The following is a 24,328-nucleotide window of genomic DNA, read 5'->3' as shown; positions in this document are numbered from 1 at the left end:
TTGGAGCGCATCGCCCGGGGCGAGGCTCTTGCGACAGAGTGCGTTGGTAACCTTATCCGCTCGACATTAGCCGGCCGCTCTTCAGAGAGCGGCGCTGCGGGCGATATAGCGTCAAAGGCACTGCACTGGCGAGCCCCCCGCTGATAGGCTTGCCGCATCTGCAGTAGAGTTCGAGCATGACGCGCACGCTGGAAATACGCCCCGATATCGATGACGGCATCGACCGCAAGGTGCTGACGCAACTGCGCGCGCGCTTTCTGCAGATCAATCAGGGTCGCCTGCAGCGGGCCATGGAGGCGCTGTCCACACGCCAGCAACTGGTCCTCAAGCTGTTGCCGCTGCTGCTGCACGTCAATCACCCGCTGCTGCCTGGCTATGTTTCGGCCAGTACACCGGCAGGCCTAAGCGGTTTCGAACCGGATGATGCCAGCCTCGCTGAAGTCCAGCGACTGACCCGCTCCTTCGTCTACAAACCCCGTCGTGGTCAAGGCGCAGCGCCGCTGCATGGCCTGTTCCTGATGGGCAGCCTGGGCACCGTGGCACAGGCCGAGCAGAGCGATATGGACCTGTGGCTGTGCCATTCGCCCAACCTCACGGCGCAGGAGCTACAGGACCTGCGCAAGAAGTGCGATCAACTGGAAAGCTGGGCCGCCACCCAGGGCGCCGAGGTGCACGTCTTTCTGGTCGACCCGCAGCGCTTCACCCAGGGCGCACGTGAGGCGCAACTGACCTCCGACGACTGCGGCACCACCCAGCATTATCTGCTGCTCGACGAGTTCTACCGCACCGCCATCTGGCTCGGCGGTCGTACGCCACTCTGGTGGCTAGTGCCGGTCTACGAGGAAACGCGCTACCACGACTACTGCCGCACCCTGCTGAGCAAGCGCTTCGTACGTGCCGAGGATGTACTCGACCTCGGCAACCTGGCGCACATTCCGCCAGAAGAGTTCATCGGCGCCGGCATGTGGCAGCTGTACAAGGGTATCGAGTCGCCCTACAAGTCGGTGCTCAAACTGTTGCTCACCGAGGTCTACGCCAGCGAGCATCCCAAGGTCGAATGCCTGGCACTGCGCTTCAAGCGGGCAGTGTTCGAAGGCCGCCTGGACCTCGACGAGCTCGATCCCTACATCGTCGTCTACCGTCGCCTGGAGGAATATCTGAGCGCGCGCGGCGATCAGGAAAGACTGGAGCTGATTCGCCGCTGCCTGTACCTGAAGGTCAACAAGAAGGTCAGTCGCCCGCCAACACGCGGCCGCGCCAAAAGCTGGCAGCGCCTGCTGCTGGAGCGCCTGACTGCGGAATGGGGCTGGCAGAGCCGCCAGCTCAGCGTGCTCGACAGTCGCAGCCAGTGGAAGGTGCGCCAGGTCGCAGCCGAGCGCCGCGTGCTGGTCAACGAGCTAACGTACAGCTACCGCTTTCTCTCGCAATTCGCCCGCAGCGCCGAGGCTGGCAGCTCGCTGAACACCCGTGACCTCAACGTACTGGGCCGGCGCCTGTACGCTGCCTTCGAACGCAAGGCGGGCAAGGTGGAGTTCATCAACCCTGGCATCGCCCCGGATCTGGCCGAAGATACCCTGACCCTGGTGCAACACCCCAGCCCCGAAGCGCCCAACGAATACCAGTGGGCGCTGTTCAACGGCAGCCTGGGCGCCCAGGAGTGGAGCGACTTCGCCCCTCTAAAACGCGCGCGCGAATTGATAGAACTGCTTGCCTGGTGCCATCGCAACGGCGTGATCGACAGCAGCACGCGCCTTTCGCTGCACCCAGGTAGCAGCGACCTGACCGACTTCGAACTGTCCAACCTGATCGCCAGCCTGCAGCAAAGCTTCCCCTTGCCGCAGCCCAGCGTCGAAGAGGCAGCTCTGCTGCGCGCCAGCGTCCCCAGCCAAGTGCTGCTGCTGGTCAATGTCGGGGTCGACCCGCTCAAACAGCACAGCCAGATGAACGTGCACATGACCACCGGGCGTACCGATGCACTGGGCTATTCCGGCGTACGCGAGAACCTGGTGCTGACCCTCGATCAGGTGGTGCTCAACAGCTGGAACGAACTGCAGGTCAGCCGCCATGACGGCCAGGACGCGCTGCTCGACTGCCTGCGCGACCTGCTCAACAGCTTGCCGATCGGCGAACCACCGCCCAAGGTGCAGGTGCGCTGCTACTGCCGTAATCGAGCCCAGCCGATTGCCGAACGCGTCGACGAGCTGCTGCGCGACCTGCTCAACACCTATGCCGAAGGTCGCCAGTCACGCTATCTGGTGCAGATACGCCAGCATTATCACGTGTTGCAGCTGACACCTGGCCAGGTCAGCCACGCCGCTCTGGGCGATCTGCCAGCACTGCTGGAGCACCTTGGCGCCGAGCAGGAGCTCTACAGCCCTCTGCATCTGGACCGCCATGCCCTCGATGGCGACGACCTCGCGCTGATCCTGCCCATGGGCCGCCCACAGTGCATCCAGGTGTTCTACCGCCTGCACGAAACCAGCGGCGAAGCGGAACTGACCCTGCTCGATGAACGCAATGCACTCTGGCGCCGGCGCCTGCCATTTCGCGATGAGCAGAGCCTGCTGACGCCGATCCACCGTTTCCTGCAATCACTGCTGTATCGGCGCAATGCCATGTTGCCGCTCGATGGCGCCGACAATCAGCCACCATTGGAAATTATCTACTACCAACTGCTGCCGGCGGGGCCACTACGCGCTCAGCACCTCGAGCGCAGAGCGGTGCCCGAGTCGCAGGTCAGCCATCCGTTCTACGACGTGCAGGCCATCGTCGAGCCAGGCGACGGTCGCCAACGCCATGTCACGCTGTACTGCAACCATCGCGAGTTCTCCGAGCTGGAGTACGGCCGCGAGCTGTATCGCGCCGTGGCGCAGCACATCCTTGCCCAGCGTGCCGGCGGCGAGCGCTACCCCTGCTACATCACCGACCTCGACCTCTCCGCCGTGCTAGCCGGGCAACAGGCGCAAACGGTGCATTACCTGCACTACAAGAGCGGACTGGAAGATGCCCTCAATACGGCGCTGCAGCAGGTCTAGCCCTTCATCGGCGCATCCGGATTGTTCAGTGCATAGAGGTAGCAGTCGCCCATGCTGTGGTTGGCGGCGACACCGCCGTAGCTGGCGGTGAAGGTCACCGGCAAGCCCACGTGCTGATAGAACCAACGATCACTGTCTGCCGGTGGCACCTCGGGCACCAGGTCGCTGTCGTTGACCAACCGGTAAGTCGGTACGGCCAGCCCGTTGTAGTAGCTGGCGAATGCCGGGGACGCCAGGCGCGGACTGGCAAAGTTGTAATGCTGCAGCAGCAATGCAGGCCAGCGCTGCAGCAGGTCCGGCACCGCCAGCGTACTCAGGGTGCTGCCCAGGCTGTGACCACAAGCCCAGAGCCGCGCCTGCGGCTGCAAGCCGTCCAGTGCTCCCATGGCCTGGTCACGCAACGAGGTATAGAGTTTCAGAAAGCCATCGTGTACCAGGCCGGCACCGGCCTGCCACGGGTAGTCGCACTGATCCAGGTCGAGGTCATCGAGCCAGTCCTGCACCGACTCGGTACCGCGAAACACCAGGTAGCAATCGCCCTGCGGATCCCGCGCGGCGAAGCCAAAGGGCTCGGACTCATTGAACACATGCCACTCGCTGAGCACGCTCCAGATCGGCGCGGAAAGCTGCCAGCCCTCCAGTTCAGGCTGTTGCCAATGAAAGTGCTCGGGTGTGCGCGGGCGCTGCTGCGCCAGCCATTGCTCGTACTGGTCGTAGGCAGCCATCAGCAGCTCGGCGCAGAGCAAGGCACGCGACAGTTGGTAGGTCGGTGGGAAATACAGCGGCAGACTCGGCATGGCGAGGCCTCCTTGCCATTGGCGGAAACCTCACTCTAGTCCAGCCGGGGAAAAGACGTCAGCGGTCGTATTCGCCCGCTGCTTCCGGCTGGTATTCGACTTCCAGCAGAGTCAATTTGAGCTGCTTGCCGCCCGGCGCGGGCCAGTCGATGTGCTGGCCGACGGACAGGCCGAGCAAGGCGCTGCCAACTGGCGCGAGGATGCTGACCTTGCCTTCGCCACCAGCATCCTGCGGGTAGACCAGGGTCAGGTGATAGTCCTTGCCGCTGCTCTCCTCGCGACAATGCACGCGCGAATTCATGGTCACCACACCGGCCGGCACCTCGTCGTGCCCCACCACGTCGGCACGATCCAGCTCAGCCTGCAGCGCCTGGGCGCCAGGGCCGAACTCGTCCAGGCTGTCGAGCAGGCGCTCCAGACGCTGCAGATCGAGGCGGGTAATGGTGATGGTCGGTGTACTGTTCATGATGCCGGGCGGACTCCTTGCGTAAACCATAAAAAAGCAAAACCCCGCCCGAAGGCGGGGTTCAGCTGAATGTCTGTCGACCCTAACACAGCCGGACAAATAAACAAGACTGCGTGGTCAGCGCCTCTGCTGGCGTTCGCGCAACCGCTGCTCGGCCGCCTGGCAGATCAAGCGGCGCCGCGCGTTATCGGCCGCGCCCCAGTCGAGAATTTCCTGCAGGGTACGACCGCAACCGAGGCACTGTTCATGCTCATCAAGGCAACACTGACGTCGGCACGGCGACGCCACGTTGGGCTCAGAGCTCATCGAACTCCAGCTCGGTGCCCGACTGCTCGAGGGTGATGCGTACCAGCATTTCACCCAGCTGCTCGTCACTGGTATCGCAGATCCAGCGGCCATCGGCCTCGTCGTAATCGAAGTGGAAACCACCGGAGCGCGCCGCCAGCCAGAGCTGACGAATCGGCTCCTGACGGCTGAAGATCAGCTGGCTGCCATTGTCGAAGCGTACCGTCAGCACACCGGCGCTGTTCTCCAGATCGACGTCCAGACCACTGTCGTCGAAAATGTCCTCCACCGCTTGCTGGGTGGCATCGACCAGGTCGTGAAAGCGGGCTTCGCTCAGGCTCATCGGGGTGTCCTCACAAGATGCAGCAACTGCAGAAAAAGTAGGCGAAATCGCGCGGCCAGAGTAGCGGCCTAGACGCAAAGGTGGCGACGGTACTCGCCCGGACTCGTTCCCGTCCAGCGACGAAATGCACGTGCCAGAGAACCGGACTCACTGAAACCGACCAGAAAGGCGATTTCCGCCAGCTCCAGTGCCGGGTCACGCAGGTAATGCAGCACCAGCTGCTGACGTGTCTCGTCGACCAGTTGACTGAACGACAGCCCACCCTCACGCAAACGTCGCTGCAAGGTCCTTGGGCTCAACGCCAGGGCGGCGGCGATGGCTTCCAGGTCCGGCCCCTGCTCCGGTAACTGCCGGGCCAGTTCCAGGCGCGCGCGATCGAGCACGCTGTTGCCCTGATTGAGTTCGGCCAACAGCCGATCAGCATAGGCATCGAGCATGCCACGCACCTGCGCGTCGGCCTGGTTCAGCGGTGCCGCGAGCAAACGCTTGGGAAAGATCAGGGCATTGTCGGGCTGATCGAACAGCACCGGGCAGCGAAAGATACGCGCGTGCTCCGACGTATCCGCTGGCGCCGGATGCTGGAAGCGCACTTCGGTCGGCGAGATATCCAGGCCACTGATCCAGCGCCCGAAACTGACCCAGCCGGCCAGGGTTTCTTCACTCAGTTGCCGCTGCTGCTGGGCCAGCAACGGCTGCCAGCTGTGCGCGATCAGCGGCTCGCTGCCAGGCCGGGCGGGCTCGTCATCGAGCACGACCAGCCCCAGATTACCGACCAACGAGGCATAGCGCGCCTGGCGGTGCAGCGCATCAGCGAGGGTCGCGCAGCTCATGATCAGGTAACCGAGCACGCCGTAGTAGCCCGGCCGTACCGCTTCCCCCAGGTGCAGGCCCAGGCACTGATCGCCGGTCAGGCGCACGCCCTCGCCCAGCAATGTCAGATAGGCACTGGCGGCGATGCGTTGGTCGCGTTGGCTCAGGGCCTCCGGACTCAACTGGGCATGGGCGAGCAAGGCGTCGGGCGCTACCCCCTGACGCTGCAGGTGTTCGATCAGGCCTTGCAGGTAGGCGACCGAGACCGAGCCGACCAGAATCGCGGGATTGTCCATCGGGGCTCCTCGTTACTCGCCGCATGCTAACCCAAGCCGGCACGAATGCCTTCGGCGTACGCACGCGAATCGAGCCGGCGCCCCGCCAGGCGGGCGCCGGGCACATAGGCAAGGTGGCAGGGGGTCGGTATACTCCGGCGCAATTCACGCTTATTTTCAAGGACTGTCCCATGAAGCGACTGACCCTCGCGCTCCTCGCCGCCGTTTGCCTGCTGGCTGGCTGCGGTCAGAAAGGCCCGCTGTACCTGCCGGGCGACGACAACGCCGGCAACAGCCGAGACCGTTTCGAACTCTGACAGGAGCTGCCCCATGGAAGCCTTCAACTACCGCGACGGTGAGCTGTTCGCGGAAGGCGTTGCCTTGTCTGCGCTGGCCCAGCGCTTCGGCACGCCCACCTACGTCTACTCGCGCTCCCATATCGAGGGGCAGTACCGCGCCTATGCCGATGCCCTGGCCGGCATGCCACACCTGGTCTGCTTCGCGGTCAAGGCCAACTCCAACATTGGCGTATTGAACGTGCTGGCGCGTCTCGGCGCCGGCTTCGACATCGTCTCCAGCGGTGAGCTGGAGCGCGTACTGGCCGCCGGTGGCGAACCGAGCCGCATCGTTTTCTCCGGCGTCGGCAAGAGCCGCGACGACATGCGCCGCGCGCTGGAAGTCGGCGTGCACTGCTTCAACGTCGAGTCCGTCGTCGAGCTGGAGCGCCTGCAGAAGGTCGCTGCCGAACTGGGCGTCAAGGCGCCCGTCTCGCTGCGGGTCAACCCGGACGTGGATGCCGGCACCCACCCGTACATTTCCACCGGCCTCAAGGAAAACAAGTTTGGCATCGACATCGAGCAGGCCGAGGCGGTCTACGCCCGCGCCGCCGAACTGCCGAACCTGGAAGTGATCGGCGTCGACTGCCATATCGGCTCGCAGCTGACCACCCTCGAGCCCTTCCTCGACGCCCTGGATCGCCTGCTGCTGCTGGTCGACAAGCTGGCCGCGCGCGGTATCACCATCAAGCACCTGGATCTGGGCGGCGGCCTCGGTGTGCAGTACCGCGACGAACAACCGCCGCTGGCGGGCGATTACATCGCCGCCGTGCGCAAGCGCCTGGCGGGCCGCGACCTGTCGCTGGTATTCGAGCCGGGCCGCTTCATCGTCGCCAACGCCGGCGTGCTGCTGACTCAGGTGGAATACCTCAAGCACACCGAACACAAGGACTTCGCCATCGTCGATGCGGCGATGAACGACCTAATCCGCCCCGCCCTGTATCAGGCATGGATGGACGTGTCGCCGGTGCAGCCGCGTGACGGCGAGACGCGCAACTACGACCTGGTCGGGCCGATCTGCGAGACCGGTGATTTCCTGGCCAAGGATCGTCAGCTGGCGCTGGCCGAAGGTGACCTGCTGGCCGTGCGCTCGGCGGGTGCCTATGGCTTCGTCATGAGCTCCAACTACAACACCCGCGGCCGCGCCGCCGAGGTGCTGGTGGATGGTGAGCAGGCTTACGAAGTGCGTCGTCGCGAGACCGTCCAAGAGCTCTATGCCGGCGAAAGCCTGCTGCCGGCCTGAGGGCGACGTCATGCTATTGCGCTTTACCAAGATGCACGGCCTGGGCAATGACTTCATGGTCCTCGACCTGATCAGTCAGCATGCCCACGTGCAGCCCAAACATGCCAAGCAATGGGGCGACCGCCACGTCGGTGTCGGCTTCGACCAACTGCTGATCGTCGAACCGCCGAGCCACCCGGACGTCGACTTCCGCTACCGCATCTTCAACTCCGACGGCTCGGAAGTGGAGCAGTGCGGCAACGGCGCGCGCTGCTTCGCCCGCTTCGTGCTGGACAAGCGCCTGACCACCAAGAAGGTCATTCGCGTCGAGACCAAAAGCGGCATCATCGAACTGCGCGTACAGAACGACGGCCAGGTCTGCGTCAACATGGGCGCACCGCGCTTGCAGCCGGAACAGGTGCCGTTCCAGGCAGAGCAGGCTGCTCTGACCTATCGCGTCGACGTCGAGGGCCAGAGCGTCGAGCTCGCCGCGCTGTCGATGGGCAACCCGCATGCAGTTTTACGCGTCGACAATGTCGACAGCGCACCGGTGCACACGCTCGGGCCGAAGCTGGAACACCATCCGCGCTTCCCGCAGCGGGTCAATGTCGGCTTCCTGCAGGTGCTCGACCGCAAGCATGCACGCCTGCGCGTATGGGAGCGCGGCGCCGGGGAAACCCTGGCCTGCGGTACCGGCGCCTGCGCCGCTGCGGTCGCGGCGATTCGCCAGGGCTGGATGGATTCGCCCGTGCAACTGGAACTGCCGGGCGGCAAACTGTCCATCGAATGGGCAGGCGAAGGTCAGCCGGTTATGATGACCGGGCCCGCTGCCCGCGTATACGAAGGACAGGTTCGCCTATGACCGACCAGCAGGATTCGCCCAAACCGCTAGACTCGGAAACGGTCGCCGCCTATCTGCGCCTGCACCCGGAGTTCTTCATCGACCATGAAGAACTGATCCCCGAACTGCGCATCCCGCACCAGCCCGGCAATGCCGTGTCGCTGGTCGAACGCCAGGTCAAGCTGCTGCGTGAGCGCAACATCGAGATGCGCCATCGTCTCGGCCAACTGATGGACGTGGCGCGCGACAATGATCGCCTGTTCGACAAGACGCGGCGCCTGGTACTCGACCTGCTCGATGCCGGCAGCCTGGAAGAAGTGGTCGGCGTGGTCGAAGACAGCCTGCGCCACGAGTTCCAGGTGCCCTTCGTCGGCCTGATCCTGTTCAGCGATAACAAGCTGCCGGTCGGTCGCTCGGTCAGCTCGGCCGAAGCGCATCAACAGGTCGGCGGCCTGCTCAGCGGCGGCAAGACCATCTGCGGCGTATTGCGCCCGCACGAGCTGGAGTTTCTCTTCGGCAAGGAAGACGCAGCGCAGGTTGGCTCGGCCGCCGTGGTCAGCCTCACCCACCAGGGCCTGCATGGCGTGCTGGCCATCGGCAGCGCCGACCCACAGCACTACAAAAGCTCGCTCGGCACCTTGTTCCTCGGCTATATCGCCGAAGTACTGGCACGTGTCGTGCCCGGTTTCTCCACACCGCTGCGTTCGGTACGCTAGCAGGCCGTTGAAAAACGTAGGCGAGGCAGCCAGTGCAAGGCAAAAACTGCCGAAAAAGCGCAGTTTACGTGTTGTAAATGAGCATTTTGAGGCTGTTTTTAACGCAGCAATGGCAACGTAGGTAGTTTTTCAACGGCCTGCTAGGTCGTGTAGGGTGGATGACGAAGCTCATCCACCATTGGCCCGTTCGGAAGCCGGCACGTGACACTTGAAGCTCACCTCGACGCGTACATCGAACACCTGCGCCGCGAGCGCCAGGTGTCGGCGCATACCCTCGACGGCTATCGGCGCGACCTCAACAAGGTGCGGACATTCTGCGAAGCCGAAGGCCTGAGCGACTGGGCCGGGCTGGACACACGCAACCTGCGCCGCCTGATCGCCCGCCTGCATCAACAGGGTTTGTCCAGCCGTAGCCTGGCGCGCCTGCTCTCGGCCACCCGCGGCCTCTATCAGTACCTGCTGCGTGAAGGCCTGTGTCGTCACGATCCAGCCACCGGCCTCAGCCCGCCAAAACGCGAGCGCCGCCTGCCCCGCACCCTGGACGCCGACCGCAGCGCGCAACTGCTCGACGGCGCAGTCGAGGACGACTTCATCGCCCGCCGCGACCAGGCCATGCTCGAGCTGTTCTATTCCTCCGGTTTGCGCCTGTCCGAGCTGGTCGGGCTCGACCTTGACGGCCTCGACCTGCCTGCCGGCCTGGTGCGCGTACGCGGCAAGGGCAACAAGGTGCGCGAACTGCCGGTCGGCAGCCTGGCGCGTCAGGCGCTGGAACATTGGCTGCCGTTGCGCAAGCTGGCCAACCCCGGCGACGGCGCGGTCTTCATCAGCCAGCAGGGCCGCCGCCTCGGGCCACGCGCAGTGCAACTGCGGGTGCGCCAGGCCGGTGTGCGTGAGCTGGGCCAGCACCTGCATCCGCATATGCTGCGGCACAGCTTCGCCAGTCATATGCTGGAGTCCTCGCAGGATCTGCGCGCTGTGCAGGAGCTGCTCGGCCACGCCGATATCGCCACCACGCAGATCTACACCCACCTGGACTTCCAGCACCTGGCCAGCGTCTATGACCAGGCCCATCCACGCGCCAAGCGCAAAGGCGGTTCCGAATGAGCATTGAACTGATCACCTTCGACCTCGACGACACCCTGTGGGACGTCACCCCGGTGATGCAGGATGCCGAAGCCGCCCTGCGCAATTGGCTGGCACTGCATGCACCACGCCTTGGCGCGGTGCCGGTCGAGCATCTATGGGCCGTGCGCAGCCGTCTGCTGGAAGCCGAGCCGATGCTCAAGCATCGCCTCAGCGAACTGCGCCGGCGCATTCTGTTTCACGCCCTGGAAGACGCCGGCTACCCGCTGAGCGAGGCGCAGGGGCTGGCCGAGGCGGGATTTCAGGTGTTTCTCAGCGCCCGCCATCAGGTGCAACTGTTCACCGAGGTACACCCGACACTGGAGTCCTTGGCCGAACGTTTCATGCTCGGCGTGATCACCAATGGCAATGCCGATGTGCGCCGCCTGGGCCTGTCGGATTACTTCCAGTTCGCCCTGTGCGCCGAAGAACTGGGCATCGGCAAACCCGACCCGAAACCCTTCCGCGAAGCGCTCAGCCGCGCAGGTGGCGTAGCGGCCGAACGCGCCGTGCATATTGGTGATCATCCCAGCGATGACATTGCCGGCGCTCAGGCGGCCGGCATGCGCGCGATCTGGTTCAACCCGCAAGGCCGAGCCTGGGAAGGCGAGACCACACCAGACGCGCAAATCAGCAGCCTGGCCGAGTTGCCCGCGCTACTTTCCAACTGGACGCGCTAAACCCCGTAGGGTGCGCTGCGCGCACCGCCTGATACACGACAAGATCGGTGCCACCGCACCATCCCTGACGTCGCGCAGCGGCGGCCCAAAAGGGAAACCCGGGATGACAGGCACAAAAAACCCGCCACGAGGGGCGGGTTCTTGCAGCACGCCGTCCTCAGATGGGACGGCTGCCGTATTTGCTGTCGGGCTTCTTGGGTGGGTCGGCGACCACGTTGGGCTCCACCTCCTGCACCTTGCCGCCCTGGGAGAGAAACTCTTCCATGGCCTTGGCCAGGGCATCTCGCTCCTTCTGCTTGGCTTCGATGCTGGGCATCTCATCGACTTCAACGGCTTTGGCCTTGCTCTTCTTGCCGCTGGCTACGACTTCGCCGCCGTCATCGTCGCCACTGTCACCATCATCGGCAGCAGCCAGGCCCTCGCCATCGTCCTCGTCAGCCCCGTCCAGATCGTCTTGTTCCAGGTCTTCGTCGCTCATGTTCAACCTCATGACTTGCGAAAAGCAGGTTAGTTATAGCCCAGTCGCGCGATGTGCACCGCTCGACCGGAAAAAATTCAAATAGCCTCGCCATGCAAGGTCGCCACCATCCGCCGAGCACCGCCATGATCGCGATGCTCACCGAGGTAGATCCCTTGCCAGGTCCCAAGCGCCAGCCGTCCCTGCTGTATCGGCAGCTGTAGCTGAAAGCCCAGCAAACTGCCCTTGAAGTGCGCCGGCAGATCATCCGGCCCTTCGTAATCGTGCTCGTAGCCCGTCTCACCCTGCGGCACCAGACGGTTGAAGAAACGCTCGAAATCGCGGCGTACCGCAGGATCGGCGTTCTCGTTGACCGTCAGCGATGCCGAGGTGTGCTGCAGCCACAGATGCAACAGACCAACACGCACCTGCGCCAGTTCCGGCAATGCTGCCAGCACTTCTTCGGTCACCAGATGAAAACCGCGCTCGCGCGGACGCAGGCTGATGATGCGTTGCTGCCACATGCCGCTCTCACTCTCGATGGCTCCAGCGCGCGCATTCTAGCGTGCTGTCAGAAAAAACAAAGGGCGCCCGAAGGCGCCCCTGTCATTCCCAGCGAAGCTTATTTCTTGCCGGTGAACTCCGGGTAGGCTTCCATGCCGCATTCGGCGATGTCCACACCCTCGTATTCCTCTTCTTCGCTGACGCGCAGACCGATCACCGCCTTGATGATGCTCCACACGATCAGGCTGGCGATGAAGACCCAGGCGAAGATGCTGACGATACCCAGCAGCTGAGCACCCAGCGAAGCTTCGTCGTTGGTCAGGCAGACAGCCAGGATGCCCCAGATGCCAACCACACCGTGTACGGAAATGGCACCGACCGGGTCGTCGATCTTCACTTTATCCAGACCCAGGATCGAGAAGACCACCAGCGCACCACCTACACCACCGATCAGGGTGGCCTGCAGAGCACTCGGAGTTAGCGGCTCCGCGGTGATGGCGACCAGGCCAGCCAGGGCACCGTTCAGGGCCATGGTCAGGTCAGCCTTGCCGAACAGGATACGGGCAATGATCAGCGCAACGATCAGACCACCGGCAGCAGCCATGTTGGTGTTGGTGAACACCTGAGCGACGGCGTTGGCGTCTTCGATGGTGCTCATCTTCAGCTGCGAGCCGCCGTTGAAACCGAACCAGCCCATCCACAGGATGAAGGTACCGAGGGTAGCCAGCGGCAGGTTAGCACCCGGAATCGCGTTGACCTGACCGTTCGGACCGTATTTACCCTTACGAGCGCCGAGCAGGATCACACCCGCCAGAGCGGCCGAAGCACCGGCCATGTGCACGATACCGGAGCCGGCGTAGTCGAGGTAACCGGCTGCATCCAGGAAACCACCGCCCCACTTCCAGAAACCCTGGATCGGGTAGATGAAGCCAGTCATGACCACGGCGAAGGCCAGGAAGGCCCACAGCTTCATGCGTTCAGCGACAGCGCCGGAAACGATCGACATGCAGGTCGCGGCAAACACGATCTGGAAGAAGAAGTCCGAACGGGCCGAGTAGTAGGGTGCATCCTCGCCACCAGCCAGAACGGCCTCGGCGGTGTTCTCGTCACCGATCAGGAAACCCAGGCTAGGGAAGATGCCGCCTTCCGGGCTGGAGTACATGATGTAGTAACCGACCAGCAGGTACATCACGCTGGCGGTGGCATAAAGCGCCACGTTCTTGGTCAGGATCTCGGTGGTGTTCTTGGCACGCACCAGGCCGGATTCGAGCATGGCAAAGCCAGCTGCCATCCACATTACCAGGGCACCACAGATCAGAAAGTAGAAGGTATCGAAGCCGTACTGCAATGCAGTCAATGCTGTGTTATCCATTTTTCACCTCTTGCCGGCGCTTTTGTTGTGCGCTGTTCGGTTGAAACGTCCAGGTTGGCGCCGGACGCGTTCCGCATGCTTTACAGGTCGTTGCCACGCTCGTTCTGGATCACCGGAACCCCTGCGCCGTGAGGCGACCAGGCATTCCCATCACTAGGCCAAGCGCGAGACCTGAAGAGGGTCTGGCACAGCAGAGCGGCGAGGGTATCGCCAGCTCCGGCATTCGCCCTCGAAAACAGCGCAAGGCCATAATTCGAGGACAAAAGGGCTCCTAGCCCTGCGAAAGTTCGCAGAGTCATGGGTTTACTCCTGGGGCGTGGGGTTCGGAGGCTTGTTAAATCGCGTCGGTATCGGTTTCGCCGGTACGGATACGAATCGCCTGTTCCAGGTTGACTACGAAAATTTTGCCGTCGCCGATCTTGCCGGTGTTGGCAGCCTTGGTGATGGCCTCGATCACGCGATCCAGCTGATCGTCAGCGATGGCCACGTCGATCTTCACCTTGGGCAGGAAGTCGACCACGTACTCGGCACCGCGATACAACTCGGTATGGCCTTTCTGACGGCCGAAGCCCTTGACCTCGGTGACGGTAATGCCCTGCACGCCGATCTCAGACAGCGACTCGCGCACGTCGTCGAGCTTGAACGGCTTGATGATGGCAGTGACTAGCTTCATGAAACTTTCTCCCGTTTAAGGTGGACTTGCCCCAGGAATTGCGAACCCGGCTCAAGTCTAAGCGCAGTGTCTGGCTTTTGTAATGCACCGACCGCTCCAGCCTGGCGTGGCCGATACCCACCAACCGCTCCCGACGAAACACTCCCCCGCTTCGCCTGCCGCACCGGAACTGCATCGGTGCATGCGTCGATGGGGTCTAAGCAGAAAGCTTGCCAGCTCACGTAAAAGCGCCATCTTTCAGGCCTTTACCCGCTTCGAGCAGGGATGAGCGGTCATTCGCACCGAATGCATCGCACCAATCCAGTGCATCGGCACATTCCGCAATGCTCAAAAATCGTGCAACCCGCGCTCGACCGCCGCGCCTGCGGCTGCGTGCTACACTGCCGCCGTCTGTATCTGGAACCTGCCCATGCTCCCACCCAAAGCTTTGCTCGACACCCTCAGTAGCCACGCTTCGCGCTTGTTCAGTGGCGACAGCCCACTGCCGCGCGCCGAACTGGAAGCGCAGTTCAAGGCCCTGCTGCAGAGCGGCTTCAGCAAGCTCGATCTGGTCAGCCGGGAAGAGTTCGACAGCCAGATGGTGGTTCTCGCCCGCACCCGCGCTCGCCTCGAAGCGTTGGAAGCCAAGGTCGCGGAACTGGAAGCCAAGCTCACCGCCGTAGACTGAGGTTATGTTGTAGGAGTGGCTTTAGCCGCGACAGGCTTCGCGACCGCAGCCGCTTCTACAGGTACTGCACCCCACTTGATCAAGGAGCGATCATGTCCCTGGCCATCGTTCACAGCCGTGCTCAGGTCGGTGTAGAAGCACCGCCCGTCACCGTCGAGGCGCACCTGGCCAACGGCCTGCCCTCTCTGACCCTGGTGGGTCTGCCGGAAACCGCAGTCAAAGAGAGCAAGGATCGCGTACGCAGCGCCATCCTCAATGCTGCCTTCGAGTTTCCCAGCAAACGCATCACCTTGAATCTTGCGCCTGCAGATTTGCCAAAAGACGGTGGTCGCTTCGACCTCGCCATCGCTCTGGGTATTCTCGCGGCCAGCGGTCAGGTACCGGCTCAATCGCTGGATGAATACGAATGTCTGGGCGAGCTGGCGCTGTCCGGCGCAGTGCGTACTGTACAAGGCGTATTGCCGGCCGCCCTGGCCGCACGCGCAGCCGGACGCACCCTCTTGGTGCCACAGGCCAATGCCGAAGAGGCCAGCCTGGCCTCGGGGCTGAAGGTAATCGCCGTCGAGCACTTGCTGCAGATCGCCGCACACCTGAACGGCAGCGCCCCTCTCGAACCTTACGCAGCCCAGGGCCTGCTCAGGCAGAGCCTGCCCTATCCGGATCTGGCCGAAGTGCAGGGCCAGTTGGCCGCCAAACGGGCATTGCTGGTGGCGGCCGCCGGCTCACACAACCTGCTGCTCAGCGGCCCACCCGGCACAGGCAAAACCCTGCTGGCCAGCCGCCTGCCAGGCCTGCTACCTGCGCTGGACGAGAACGAGGCGCTGCAGGTCGCCGCGATCCATTCGGTAGCCAGCCATACGCCGCTGCAGCATTGGCCGCAGAGACCCTTTCGCACCCCGCACCACAGCGCCTCCGGCCCGGCATTGGTGGGTGGCGGCAGTCGCCCGCAGCCTGGCGAAATAACCTTGGCCCATATGGGAATCCTGTTCCTAGATGAGCTGCCGGAGTTCGACAGGAAAGTGCTGGAAGTGCTGCGCGAACCGCTGGAGAGCAGTGGATGGTATTCTCACACTTCCAGAATCATCGCAGGACGCCCGGAATGCCTACCGCATACGCTTACATCCGTTACTCATCCAAAGCTCAGGGTGAAGCAGGGAAGGACTCAGTAGACCGTCAAATGGCTTCAATACAGGCCATCACCAAGCATCATGATGTTGAGCTACTGCCAGAGAACATCTTTTCAGATACGGGCGTATCGGCTCATGATGGGAGCAACAAAAAGAAGGGAAAACTCAAAGACCTTATTGATATGATAACTGACGTTCATATCAAACCGGGTGATTATATTTTTGTTGAGAGTATCGACCGATTAAGTCGTCAGCGTCTGCTACAAGCAAAAGAGCTTGTGAATGGCATCCTTGAAAAAGGTGTAATTCTAATCACTACCATTGATGGTCAGCGATATGAAAAACCTAACGAGACGAATCGAATTGATGATCTCCAACAAGATATCCTATTGAGTGTCATTGCAAAACGTGCTCATGAAGAAAGCAAAACAAAATCAGTTCGTCGTAAATCTGCATGGAATAGAGCCAAAAAATTAGCAGATGATGAAAAAGCTATATTTAATGGTCATAACCCACCATATGGCATTTCATACAACAAAGAAGAAAACCGCTTTGAAATAGTTGAAGGCGAAGCCCAAGAAATTAGAGATATTTTTGAAAGTCTAAAATATGTCGGTGTATCTTTAACTATCAGAAAAATCAACGCCTACTCTAAAAGAAAATGGACCAACAAGAACATCCACTTGCTATTCCAAACAAAGTATGTTCTTGGCTCTTATATGGCTCAACGCAGGGACGAAAATAAAAGCAAGGTTTTCGAACGTTTTATCGAAGGATATTATCCGCAGATTGTTTCATATGAGCTATTCAATGAAGCTCTTGAAGCAATGAAATTGCGAGCACATAGAAAACATTACGGCAATCAAACAGTCGGCAGCTTGAACATTTTTAGACACTCAATCAAATGTGACTGCTGTAATGCTTCCATGCTCTTTGAAAAGCAAACAAACCCCAAAGGTGTTTGCTATGGATATTTCCATTGTTTCACCAGAAAAGAGCTAAAGACGAATTGCAACCAACCGAGATTTCGTTTTGATTTAGCGTATGGTCTATTTTTAGAATTAATCTATCAGGCAACGACAGAAGAAGATTTCGACGTTCATCCTTGGCAAGCCTTGGAACTTGAAGAAGAGAAACAAGACCGCGAGCACTACATTAAAAATGGAGTTCGCTATTCATTCGCAACTCAACATGATATTGAAATCGAAGAAAAAATCGAAAGCTTCCGTGAGTTGCTAATCAGCTTGTTATCGAATAAAAAACGTCAAGTATCAGACAACAAAAAGCTTGTTGAGCTTCGAAATACATTGCTTGAACAGAAAAGCTACAAAGACAATCTACTAAAGTCATTTGCGGGCTTTACTAATGGAGTAATACCCCAAGAGTTTTTAGCAGTCGTTAGCAGCACAGAATTAAAAATCAATGATATTGAAGGCGAGCTTTCTAAGCTTCACGCAGAAATTAACACTCGTAAGACTTCAATCAATATCTACTCAGAAAAAGACATTATTGAACTTTACAGCACTGAAGAAGGTAGATTGAAAATAAATCAATTTTTCATTGCAAATGACATTGTATTCAGGTTCAACTTTGAAAAGGAAACCCGAACCCTCTATTGCAAGATAAACTATCAGGGAATGATGATTGATAAAATTGCCAAGCGATTTAATTTGCATAACCCATTGAGTGAGTTCGGAATCAAAAACCTCAACAAATATTTCAATTGACAAAATTAAGGCCGGAAATCGGCCTTATTTGAGTTTTAACAGCCTTCTTTTTACCTCGGTATTTTGCTGCTCTACTTTTGCTATATTTTCTTGTGCATCTTTAAGCATATACACAGGATCTCCATCAGTGTCTATATTAAAAAAATCAAGCAGCTTTTGATAGGTCTTTTTAAGCCCCTTGGTAAAATTAGGAAACTGCTCGGAAAAAGCTTTTGCCGCTGCTTGTAATGATGGTGTTTTATTGTAAATCTCAGTTGCACCTCTGATATTGATCAATATTTGCTCTCTTAACTCTTTTTCAGCCTCTCTTTTACTTTCCATTCTATTAATCAGATCGATAGCACCGTTCACATCTTTCAAAATTTCATCTGTGGCAATAGCTGCCGCCTCCAATAGCTCTATATTGCTCTGTAAGGCTCGATTCTGGTGGTTTTTTTCATTCTCTAACTCAGCCTGAAGGCGTTCGATCTCGGCTTGCTTTTGAGCAATAAAATCGTCTTTTTCAGCGTGCTTTTGATGCGTCATATCCTTGGATATGCCACGCACAAATCCCAACGGCTGGAAAACCTGACCAGCCAGATCCTGAAGCTTTGACCAAGCAGATTCAGATCCACGCTGCTGGAGCTCACGCAACGGGGCTTTCCCGGTCTTAAAATCGTGATTAAAGAAAATCAACTGAGCGTGGTAATTGATCTTCAACTCCCCCGTTTCTGGGTCTTTATAACCTTCATCCGCGTGAAATGCCCAACCAACAGGCTCTAGGCCAGTTTGAACCTTAACCTGCTCCATAAAATCATCGATGTGATTGGATACAACACGCTTGTATTGCGGGTTTTCCATTAACAATTCAAATTGATCGCGGGAGAATGCCAAAACACCATCGATAAAAGTGTTAGCGTTCTTTTGTAGCTTCTTTCCTTTGTGCTGCTCTGCTTGTGCATAGATATCTTTGTATTTATCTATAATTGAATATCCACAATCAAAATTATTTTTCTGCAACTCTTTAATTGAGTTTTTATTCTCAGCAAAGACACGCTGAACGTGTCCTATTTCACCTTCGGATTGACTGTTTTTGTAGTACTTGGCATTAAAAGAAACGTAGTTATTCATAAGCAATTTAATTGTTCGTCACTTATGTTTTAACACACAATAATATTATTTCAAGTGGTGCTTTAAAGCATCATCATCTTCTAAGTGCTTTAAAATTCTCACGCTTGCAAAGCGTCTGTTTTCACAAGCAAAGGCAAAAAGCAAAAGCGTGTTTTAGCCCACTAAAACACTCTGCGAGTGTGTGGGTGCTCCGCAGGCAACTGGTCGTTGAGACAGAAGCATAAAAGCGAAAGCAAAAGCAAAGCCGTGGCATTTAGTTTGTCGCACTGCTTTAAACTTCAACCCACGCGAAACACATATTAGGCCACGGATTTGACTTTCAATATTCAAATGGTATAACTAAGAATAAGTGAACCCCGAATACGGTTAGTATTCAGGGTTCGGTGTTGATACTGATAGCAGCAGTTTCAACTTGCAATTAAAGTTATAACATACAAATTAACTTATTCAAGTCAACCTGCCGCAAAAATCTCAAATCATAATAATAAATTTCAGTATTCACGCCTTGGACAATGTAGGAAATACAGTGATTGTTTCGTTGTTCAAGCGAAGAGAAGTAAAACGGGGATACTGAAAATTTCTCAACCCGCCAGCCATATAGCAATATATGTTGAACAGGGTTTCAGTGTGGTGCTAATACAGCCATTAAGTGTTCAAAGTCTAAAATGAGTATTACATATTTAGACCCCGAGCTAAAAAGTTCAGGTAGAGCGATACTGATTTTAAATCATAAAGTCAGGAAGACCAGCTTTGCCCGAGCTTTATTCTGGTAAGAATAAAAGCGAAGGGCAAGGCTGGAAAAGATAAAAGCGAAAACCCCTTAGGGTTTTCAAGACACGCACACGTATGGGCACACACGTACACATACCCGTGTCATGCCCGCATACACCTATCCACAACACACTTACCTATCACACTCAAACCTATTATTTTCTCCAACCTCAAAAAACGGTCATTTATGAGTGTGTCTTTCTTAGATGATAGTAAAACACCAACGAGATAAGAAAACGCTTTAAAGGCATGTTCCCGTGAGCCTTTTTATGCTTATTGGTTTTTTTCAAACAAGAGGCAGGGTTCGGAAATTTTCATTTTTTGACTTGACCCTACCCATACGTCTGGAGTTGAAATTAAACTGAGAGCGTTTTTTTTGAATTTTTCGATGATTTTTTTCGCGAGTTAGTTGCAAAACACAACTAAGAGAATTTCCATAAATGTCGATTAGGGTCGGACCATAATCGCAATTAAGGTTGGACGGTAAATATATTTTTGATTTGCTATTGACACTGTTTTTTACCGTATTTAAGCCATAATTTCGTGCTTCAAAAAAACGGATTATCAAAAAAATTATATAATCCCATAAAAATATTTTGATTTTTTGTTAAGAATAGCGTCGGACTATAAAATTTATGAGACCTCATCAAAATCTCTCAAAAAATTACAATTTGAGTTTACGACGAATTTCTCTTTTGATTTTTAATAACTGCTCAATTTTTATGCTTGAACAAGTTCAAGCACAAAAATCGACCTTTGCTATTTGAACCACAACCATCTATAAGATACAATTTATTTTCACCTCAGGAGCTTTTAAGATGGAATACTTAATCGGGGCAGCAATTGCCGGCATTCTCATTTTTCTCTTCATTGTCAAAAGGAAAACAGATAGCTTCAACCAGTTATCTCGACTTCCATTCCCCGCTTGGCACTCTGTTTATTCATCTAGTCAGATGCCCGAAACACTTGGAATGGCAAGAGCGTTGATTCTCCAAACCTTCCATCTTGCAGCCGAGTTTGGAGTTCTTAGTCAAAGCGAAAAGAAGGAGCTTGATGCAGGCTCAATGAAAGAAGACCCCATGAAAATTGTTAATGAGTGGTTCGAGCATGCACTCCCTAATGTAGTGAACGTTATTGATGAGCGAGAATTGGCTGCATCCGAAGCTCGTTTAGTTGGTGTATTCATGCTGGTATCCCTTAAAGGGGTCAACCCAGAGGGTGAGCTTCGACGGTTCCTACAACGCTTCAATCACTGACCGACAGAACGATCACAAAATGTGTGACATAACCCCCTACCATTGGAAAGCGGCCACATCGTCATTGCCCGAGCCCGCGACAAGGTGCGCTTTCCCGCTCGTTTTCAGCTCGTTGCCGCCATGAACCCCTGCCCTTGCGGCTACCTCGGCGACCCAAGCAATCGCTGTCGCTGTACCCCGGAGCAGATCCAGCGCTACCGCGCCAAGTTGTCGGGCCCGCTCCTTGATCGCATCGACCTGCACCTGACGGTCGCCCGCGAAACCACAGCCCTGAATGCCCCGCCGCAGGATGGCGAAAGCACTGCGCAGGCAGCAGCCAAGGTGGCGCAGGCACGCGAACGACAATTGCAACGCCAGGGCGTGGCCAACGCCTTCCTCGACCTACCCGGTCTGCGCCAACACTGCGCATTGAGCGACGCGGATCGCCAGTGGCTGGAAAGCGCCTGCGAACGCCTCGGTCTGTCCCTGCGCGCGGCCCATCGTGTACTCAAGGTCGCGCGCACTCTGGCCGACCTGGCGAGCGAGCAGCAGATCAGCCGCGCCCACCTGGCGGAAGCGCTGCAGTACCGCCCGGCAGCGGGATGACTCAGCGAAAGCGCTCGACCTCCTGACGCAGCTGAGCGGCCAGGCGATCCAGCTCGCGCGCGGTATCGGCCAGGTTGGCTACCACTTCACGCTGCTCGCCGTTGGCCTGGGCGATGCTCTGCAGGTTGGAGCTAAGCACGGTCGCGGTGCTGCTCTGTTCGCTGGTGGCGGTGGTGATGGCGGCGAACTGCTCGCCCGCCGCCTCGCTCTGCTCGCTGATCTGTGCCAGCGCTGAAGCCACCTTGGCGTTGCGCTCAAGACCGTCCTGCATCAGTTGCCGGCCCTGCTCCATGGTGGCGATGGCGCTGCTGGTCTCGCTCTGGATGCTGCCAATCATGGTGGAAATCTCGTTGGTCGCCTCGCGGGTACGCCCGGCCAGGTTGCGCACCTCGTCGGCGACCACGGCAAAACCACGACCCTGCTCGCCGGCACGTGCAGCCTCGATGGCGGCGTTGAGCGCCAGCAGGTTGGTCTGGTCGGCAATTGCGGTGATCACGCTGACGATGCCGCCAATTTCCTGCGAGCGCTGGCCAAGACCATTGATCACTGTGGAGGTCTGCTCCAGCGCCTCGGCAATCTGCACCAGTGCCTCGGAGGCCTGATCCATCGAGGTACGACCGATACGGGTCTGTTGGGCGTTGGCACTGGCCATACGCTCGGTACTGCGCATATTGTCGGCGATGTTCTGCGAAGTGGCGCTGAACTCCTCCACCGCGCCGGCCATGCTGCTGATCTCGCCCGACTGCTGATCAATCCCCTGGTAGGCATCGCGCGACAGCGCCGACATAGACTGCGAGCGCGCACTGACATCCTGAGCCGCACTGCGAATGCCCGCGACCATGTTCGCCAGCGCCTCGCCCATGCGGTTGAAGCTGCGCGCCAGCTCACCAATCTCATCATCACTGGACTGCGCCATGCGCGCGCCGAGATCACCAGCACCGAGCGCCTGCGCCTGTTGCACCAGATCGCCCAGCGGCCGCAGCTTGCGTCGCAGCAACCAGACCACGGCGATCACCGCCAGCAACAGGGTCAGCGCACTGCCGATAGCCAGCTGGGTGCCGACGCGCCAGGTGACCGCCTGGATTTCCTCGCGCGGCATGCTCGCCAGCACCGTCCAGGGGCCGCCGGCAAACGGCATGGCCACGCTGTAGAACTCGTCATGACCATCACTCCAGAAACCGCCCTTGCCGGGGCTGGCGATCAACTCGGTAAGCGCCGCAGGCAGGCTGCTCATAGTGGCGGCACCGGCCGGAGCCACCAGCCACTTGCCCTGCTCGTCGAGCAGCGCCAGCGAACCGGTGCTGCCGATGCGGAAATCGGAAAGGTTGCGCATCTGCAGGTTCTGCGCGTCGGTGTAGTCGAAGCCAACGAACAGCACCGCGATCACCCGCCCACCGGTATCGCGCACCGGGGTGTACTGGGTCATGTAGAAGCGGTCGAACAGCAGCGCACGGCCGACATAACCCTGGCCTGCCAGGAGTTTCTGATAAGCCGGATGCTGGTGGTCCAGCACGGTGCCCAGCGCACGAGTACCGTCTTGCTTGGTCAGCGAGGTGGTGATGCGCACGAACTCTTCACCGTCGCGCACGAACACCGTGGCAACGCCAGCGGTCATGCGGGTAAAGTCGTCGACCTCACTGAAGTCGTTGTTCAGCCGGGTCGCACTCAGATAGAGGGCGGGGGTCTGCAGGCTACCAACCGCGACACGCTCGTCGCTGCGCACCTGCAAACCGCTGCTAAAGCGCTGCTCGAAGAGGCCGGCCAGGCGCTGCGTGCTGTCGCGCAGACTGCCATGGAAGGTCTCGAGCTGGTCGGCCAGCAGGCCAGCTTCGCTACCCAGATGCTTCTCGCGGGTAGCCAGGTTGGCTTCGTTGAGCGAGCGCAAGGCGAACAGAGTGCTGAAGCTGATCAGCAGCACTAGCACCAGTGCCAGGATGGCGGCCAGTTGCAGAGCGATACGGGAACGAGGAGGGGTCATTCAGGCCTCTCAAGGCCCGACTCAGTAGTGGCAGGCCGAACGGAACAGGGATTGACTGACCCGAGTGGTCATACGACCTCGAGCCAGGGCGCGGCAGGATACCTGAGCAGTATGGTTGGTCAATCAGCGTTCTGCCGAATGGCAATCATTTGCTCTCAAAAACCTGTATCGGCGGCTAAAGCACTCTCTCCACTGTAGGAAGTTGCATGGCCGCTACTTCGGCCAACAGGTAGTCGCGCAGCCGCTGCAAACGCGCCTGCGCACGATGCCCCCGCGGCCATACCAGATAGTAGCTATCGCCACTGAATACTGCCGTTGGCCAGGGCAACCCGAGACGGCCTGCGCCCACGTCCTCGGCCACCATCAGCAGATCACCGATGGACACGCCATAGCCGCGTGCGGCGGCAACGATGCCCAGTTCGAGCATGTCGAACAGCTGACCGGTCTTCAGCGGCACCTGCTCATCCAGCCCCGTGGCCTGCAACCAGCGCCGCCAATCGCGGCGATCCGGCGTCGGGTGCAGCTGCTCCGCCGCCTGCAGCCGCGCCAGCGACCAGGGGCCTGAGTCAGAATCACCGGCAGCGCACACCGGAATCAGCCACTCCTCGAACAACAACACGCTTTCCCACTCATCCGGGAACTGGCCATCGGACAACAGCACCGCACAGTCGAATGGCTCGTGGCGGAAGTCGACCTTATCCACATCCATCCAGGCGCTGGTGAGCTGCACCTCGCTGTCCGGATTGGCCAGGCGAAAGTGCGACAGGCGCGCCAATAGCCAGCGCATGGTCAGGGTCGACGGCGCCTTCAGACGCAGCACCTCATCATCGGCACGCAGCGCAGCGCTGGCGCGCTCCAGTGCATCGAAGCCGTCGCTCAGCCCCGGCAACAGAGCACGGGCGGGATCGGTCAGGTGCAGGCTGCGGCCACGACGCTCGAACAGACGACAAGCGAAGTACTCCTCCAGCGTGCGGATGTGCCGGCTTACCGCGCTCTGGGTGATAGCCAGTTCTTCAGCAGCACGGGTAAAGGAGGCATGCCGTGCGGCGGCCTCGAAGGCGCGCAGGGCGTAAAGCGGTGGAAGACGACGCGTCACCGTATTGAACCATGAGTTTTGATCATGCCAGGCATGGCTATTTTCCTTTTGTGGGCATTCGCTACAAACCAGAGAATA

At 58.5% G+C, this 24,328-nt stretch carries 22 protein-coding genes and 3 pseudogenes; 12 read left to right on the top strand and 13 right to left on the bottom strand.

Translation table 11 applies throughout. The annotated features are described in order from the left end of the window. The first annotated feature begins 176 nt into the window (after positions 1–176). Positions 177–3,035, top strand: coding sequence for a class I adenylate cyclase (locus tag CXP40_RS19245; RefSeq protein ID WP_106735057.1), 2,859 nt, complete (start codon positions 177–179; stop codon positions 3,033–3,035). Here CXP40_RS19245 and CXP40_RS19240 read toward each other — a convergent pair. From CXP40_RS19240 to CXP40_RS19220, 5 genes are all read right to left on the bottom strand, one after another. After that, the gene (locus CXP40_RS19240) at positions 3,032–3,832 is read right to left on the bottom strand and encodes a lipase family protein (protein ID WP_106735056.1); all 801 of its coding nucleotides are present in this window, start codon (positions 3,830–3,832) and stop codon (positions 3,032–3,034) included. The genes CXP40_RS19245 and CXP40_RS19240 overlap by 4 nt on opposite strands. A gap of 58 nt (positions 3,833–3,890) precedes the next feature. Continuing rightward, complete coding sequence (rnk, locus tag CXP40_RS19235; RefSeq protein WP_099524718.1) at positions 3,891–4,298, bottom strand: nucleoside diphosphate kinase regulator; 408 nt, start codon at positions 4,296–4,298, stop codon at positions 3,891–3,893. A 117-nt stretch (positions 4,299–4,415) separates the two neighbouring features. Further along, complete coding sequence (locus CXP40_RS19230) at positions 4,416–4,604, bottom strand: DUF1289 domain-containing protein (protein ID WP_099524720.1); 189 nt, start codon at positions 4,602–4,604, stop codon at positions 4,416–4,418. Next, positions 4,594–4,926, bottom strand: a complete 333-nt coding sequence (gene cyaY, locus CXP40_RS19225; RefSeq protein WP_036999825.1) for an iron donor protein CyaY — start codon at positions 4,924–4,926, stop codon at positions 4,594–4,596. The genes CXP40_RS19230 and cyaY overlap by 11 nt, the downstream gene beginning before the upstream one ends. Positions 4,927–4,994: 68 nt before the next feature. Then, a complete protein-coding gene (locus CXP40_RS19220) occupies positions 4,995–6,032 on the bottom strand; it encodes an AraC family transcriptional regulator (RefSeq protein ID WP_106735055.1) in 1,038 nt (345 codons plus the stop codon). Between the two features lie 170 nt (positions 6,033–6,202). On the opposite strand from CXP40_RS19220, the gene CXP40_RS19215 reads away from it, so the two are divergent. The 6 genes from CXP40_RS19215 (at position 6,203) to CXP40_RS19190 (ending at position 10,927) form a co-directional block, all read left to right on the top strand. Next, positions 6,203–6,328, top strand: coding sequence for a lipoprotein (locus tag CXP40_RS19215; RefSeq protein WP_017361215.1), 126 nt, complete (start codon positions 6,203–6,205; stop codon positions 6,326–6,328). Between the two features lie 13 nt (positions 6,329–6,341). Then, on the top strand, positions 6,342–7,589 hold the full coding sequence (lysA, locus tag CXP40_RS19210) for a diaminopimelate decarboxylase (RefSeq protein WP_106735054.1): 1,248 nt from the start codon (positions 6,342–6,344) through the stop codon (positions 7,587–7,589). 10 nt (positions 7,590–7,599) lie between these two features. Continuing rightward, on the top strand, positions 7,600–8,430 hold the full coding sequence (gene dapF, locus CXP40_RS19205) for a diaminopimelate epimerase (protein ID WP_099525163.1): 831 nt from the start codon (positions 7,600–7,602) through the stop codon (positions 8,428–8,430). Then, on the top strand, positions 8,427–9,125 hold the full coding sequence (locus tag CXP40_RS19200) for a DUF484 family protein (RefSeq protein WP_099524726.1): 699 nt from the start codon (positions 8,427–8,429) through the stop codon (positions 9,123–9,125). Before dapF ends, CXP40_RS19200 begins: the two co-directional genes overlap by 4 nt. Positions 9,126–9,326: 201 nt before the next feature. Further along, positions 9,327–10,229, top strand: coding sequence for a tyrosine recombinase XerC (gene xerC / locus CXP40_RS19195; protein WP_106735053.1), 903 nt, complete (start codon positions 9,327–9,329; stop codon positions 10,227–10,229). Beyond that, positions 10,226–10,927, top strand: coding sequence for an HAD family hydrolase (locus CXP40_RS19190; protein ID WP_106735052.1), 702 nt, complete (start codon positions 10,226–10,228; stop codon positions 10,925–10,927). Before xerC ends, CXP40_RS19190 begins: the two co-directional genes overlap by 4 nt. 157 nt (positions 10,928–11,084) lie before the next feature. Here the strand turns inward: CXP40_RS19190 and sutA are convergent, their stop codons facing one another. The 4 genes from sutA to glnK all read right to left on the bottom strand — a co-directional run bounded on the left by sutA (position 11,085) and on the right by glnK (position 13,933). After that, on the bottom strand, positions 11,085–11,405 hold the full coding sequence (sutA, locus tag CXP40_RS19185; RefSeq protein ID WP_106735051.1) for a transcriptional regulator SutA: 321 nt from the start codon (positions 11,403–11,405) through the stop codon (positions 11,085–11,087). 77 nt (positions 11,406–11,482) lie between these two features. After that, positions 11,483–11,908, bottom strand: a complete 426-nt coding sequence (locus CXP40_RS19180; RefSeq protein ID WP_099524731.1) for a secondary thiamine-phosphate synthase enzyme YjbQ — start codon at positions 11,906–11,908, stop codon at positions 11,483–11,485. Positions 11,909–12,006: 98 nt separating this feature from the next. Beyond that, the gene (locus tag CXP40_RS19175; RefSeq protein WP_106735050.1) at positions 12,007–13,260 is read right to left on the bottom strand and encodes an ammonium transporter; all 1,254 of its coding nucleotides are present in this window, start codon (positions 13,258–13,260) and stop codon (positions 12,007–12,009) included. A gap of 334 nt (positions 13,261–13,594) precedes the next feature. Then, complete coding sequence (gene glnK / locus CXP40_RS19165) at positions 13,595–13,933, bottom strand: P-II family nitrogen regulator (RefSeq protein WP_003096476.1); 339 nt, start codon at positions 13,931–13,933, stop codon at positions 13,595–13,597. A gap of 409 nt (positions 13,934–14,342) precedes the next feature. Here glnK and CXP40_RS19160 point away from each other — a divergent pair, with 409 nt between their 5' ends. The 3 genes and pseudogenes from CXP40_RS19160 (at position 14,343) to CXP40_RS19150 (ending at position 17,454) form a co-directional block, all read left to right on the top strand. Continuing rightward, complete coding sequence (locus tag CXP40_RS19160) at positions 14,343–14,600, top strand: accessory factor UbiK family protein (protein WP_106735048.1); 258 nt, start codon at positions 14,343–14,345, stop codon at positions 14,598–14,600. A gap of 92 nt (positions 14,601–14,692) precedes the next feature. Beyond that, positions 14,693–15,652 (top strand): annotated as a pseudogene (locus tag CXP40_RS19155) (YifB family Mg chelatase-like AAA ATPase); the annotation flags it as partial. A gap of 47 nt (positions 15,653–15,699) precedes the next feature. Further along, entirely contained in the window at positions 15,700–17,454 is a 1,755-nt protein-coding gene (locus CXP40_RS19150) for a recombinase family protein (protein WP_177429696.1), read from the top strand. Between the two features lie 24 nt (positions 17,455–17,478). On the opposite strand, the gene CXP40_RS19145 is transcribed toward CXP40_RS19150, so the two are convergent. Then, on the bottom strand, positions 17,479–18,564 hold the full coding sequence (locus tag CXP40_RS19145) for a hypothetical protein (protein WP_106735046.1): 1,086 nt from the start codon (positions 18,562–18,564) through the stop codon (positions 17,479–17,481). A gap of 1,589 nt (positions 18,565–20,153) precedes the next feature. On the opposite strand from CXP40_RS19145, the gene CXP40_RS19140 reads away from it, so the two are divergent. Both CXP40_RS19140 and CXP40_RS19135 read left to right on the top strand, forming a co-directional pair. After that, complete coding sequence (locus tag CXP40_RS19140; protein ID WP_106735045.1) at positions 20,154–20,591, top strand: hypothetical protein; 438 nt, start codon at positions 20,154–20,156, stop codon at positions 20,589–20,591. A 39-nt stretch (positions 20,592–20,630) separates the two neighbouring features. Then, positions 20,631–21,176, top strand: a pseudogene (locus CXP40_RS19135) (ATP-binding protein); the annotation flags it as partial. A 1-nt stretch (position 21,177) separates the two neighbouring features. Here CXP40_RS19135 and CXP40_RS24285 read toward each other — a convergent pair. From CXP40_RS24285 to CXP40_RS19125, 3 genes and pseudogenes are all read right to left on the bottom strand, one after another. Then, a complete protein-coding gene (locus tag CXP40_RS24285) occupies positions 21,178–21,900 on the bottom strand; it encodes a methyl-accepting chemotaxis protein (RefSeq protein WP_371916973.1) in 723 nt (240 codons plus the stop codon). 135 nt (positions 21,901–22,035) lie between these two features. Continuing rightward, positions 22,036–23,154, bottom strand: a pseudogene (locus CXP40_RS24280) (Cache 3/Cache 2 fusion domain-containing protein); the annotation flags it as partial. A 175-nt stretch (positions 23,155–23,329) separates the two neighbouring features. Continuing rightward, positions 23,330–24,250, bottom strand: a complete 921-nt coding sequence (locus CXP40_RS19125; protein ID WP_106735114.1) for a LysR substrate-binding domain-containing protein — start codon at positions 24,248–24,250, stop codon at positions 23,330–23,332. Positions 24,251–24,328: the final 78 nt, after the last annotated feature.

The organism is Pseudomonas sp. YY-1 (genome assembly GCF_002843095.1).
Lineage (GTDB): Bacteria > Pseudomonadota > Gammaproteobacteria > Pseudomonadales > Pseudomonadaceae > Aquipseudomonas > Aquipseudomonas sediminis_A.
Note: the sequence above shows the minus strand (reverse complement) of the source record. Positions and strands in the feature narration are given on the sequence as shown.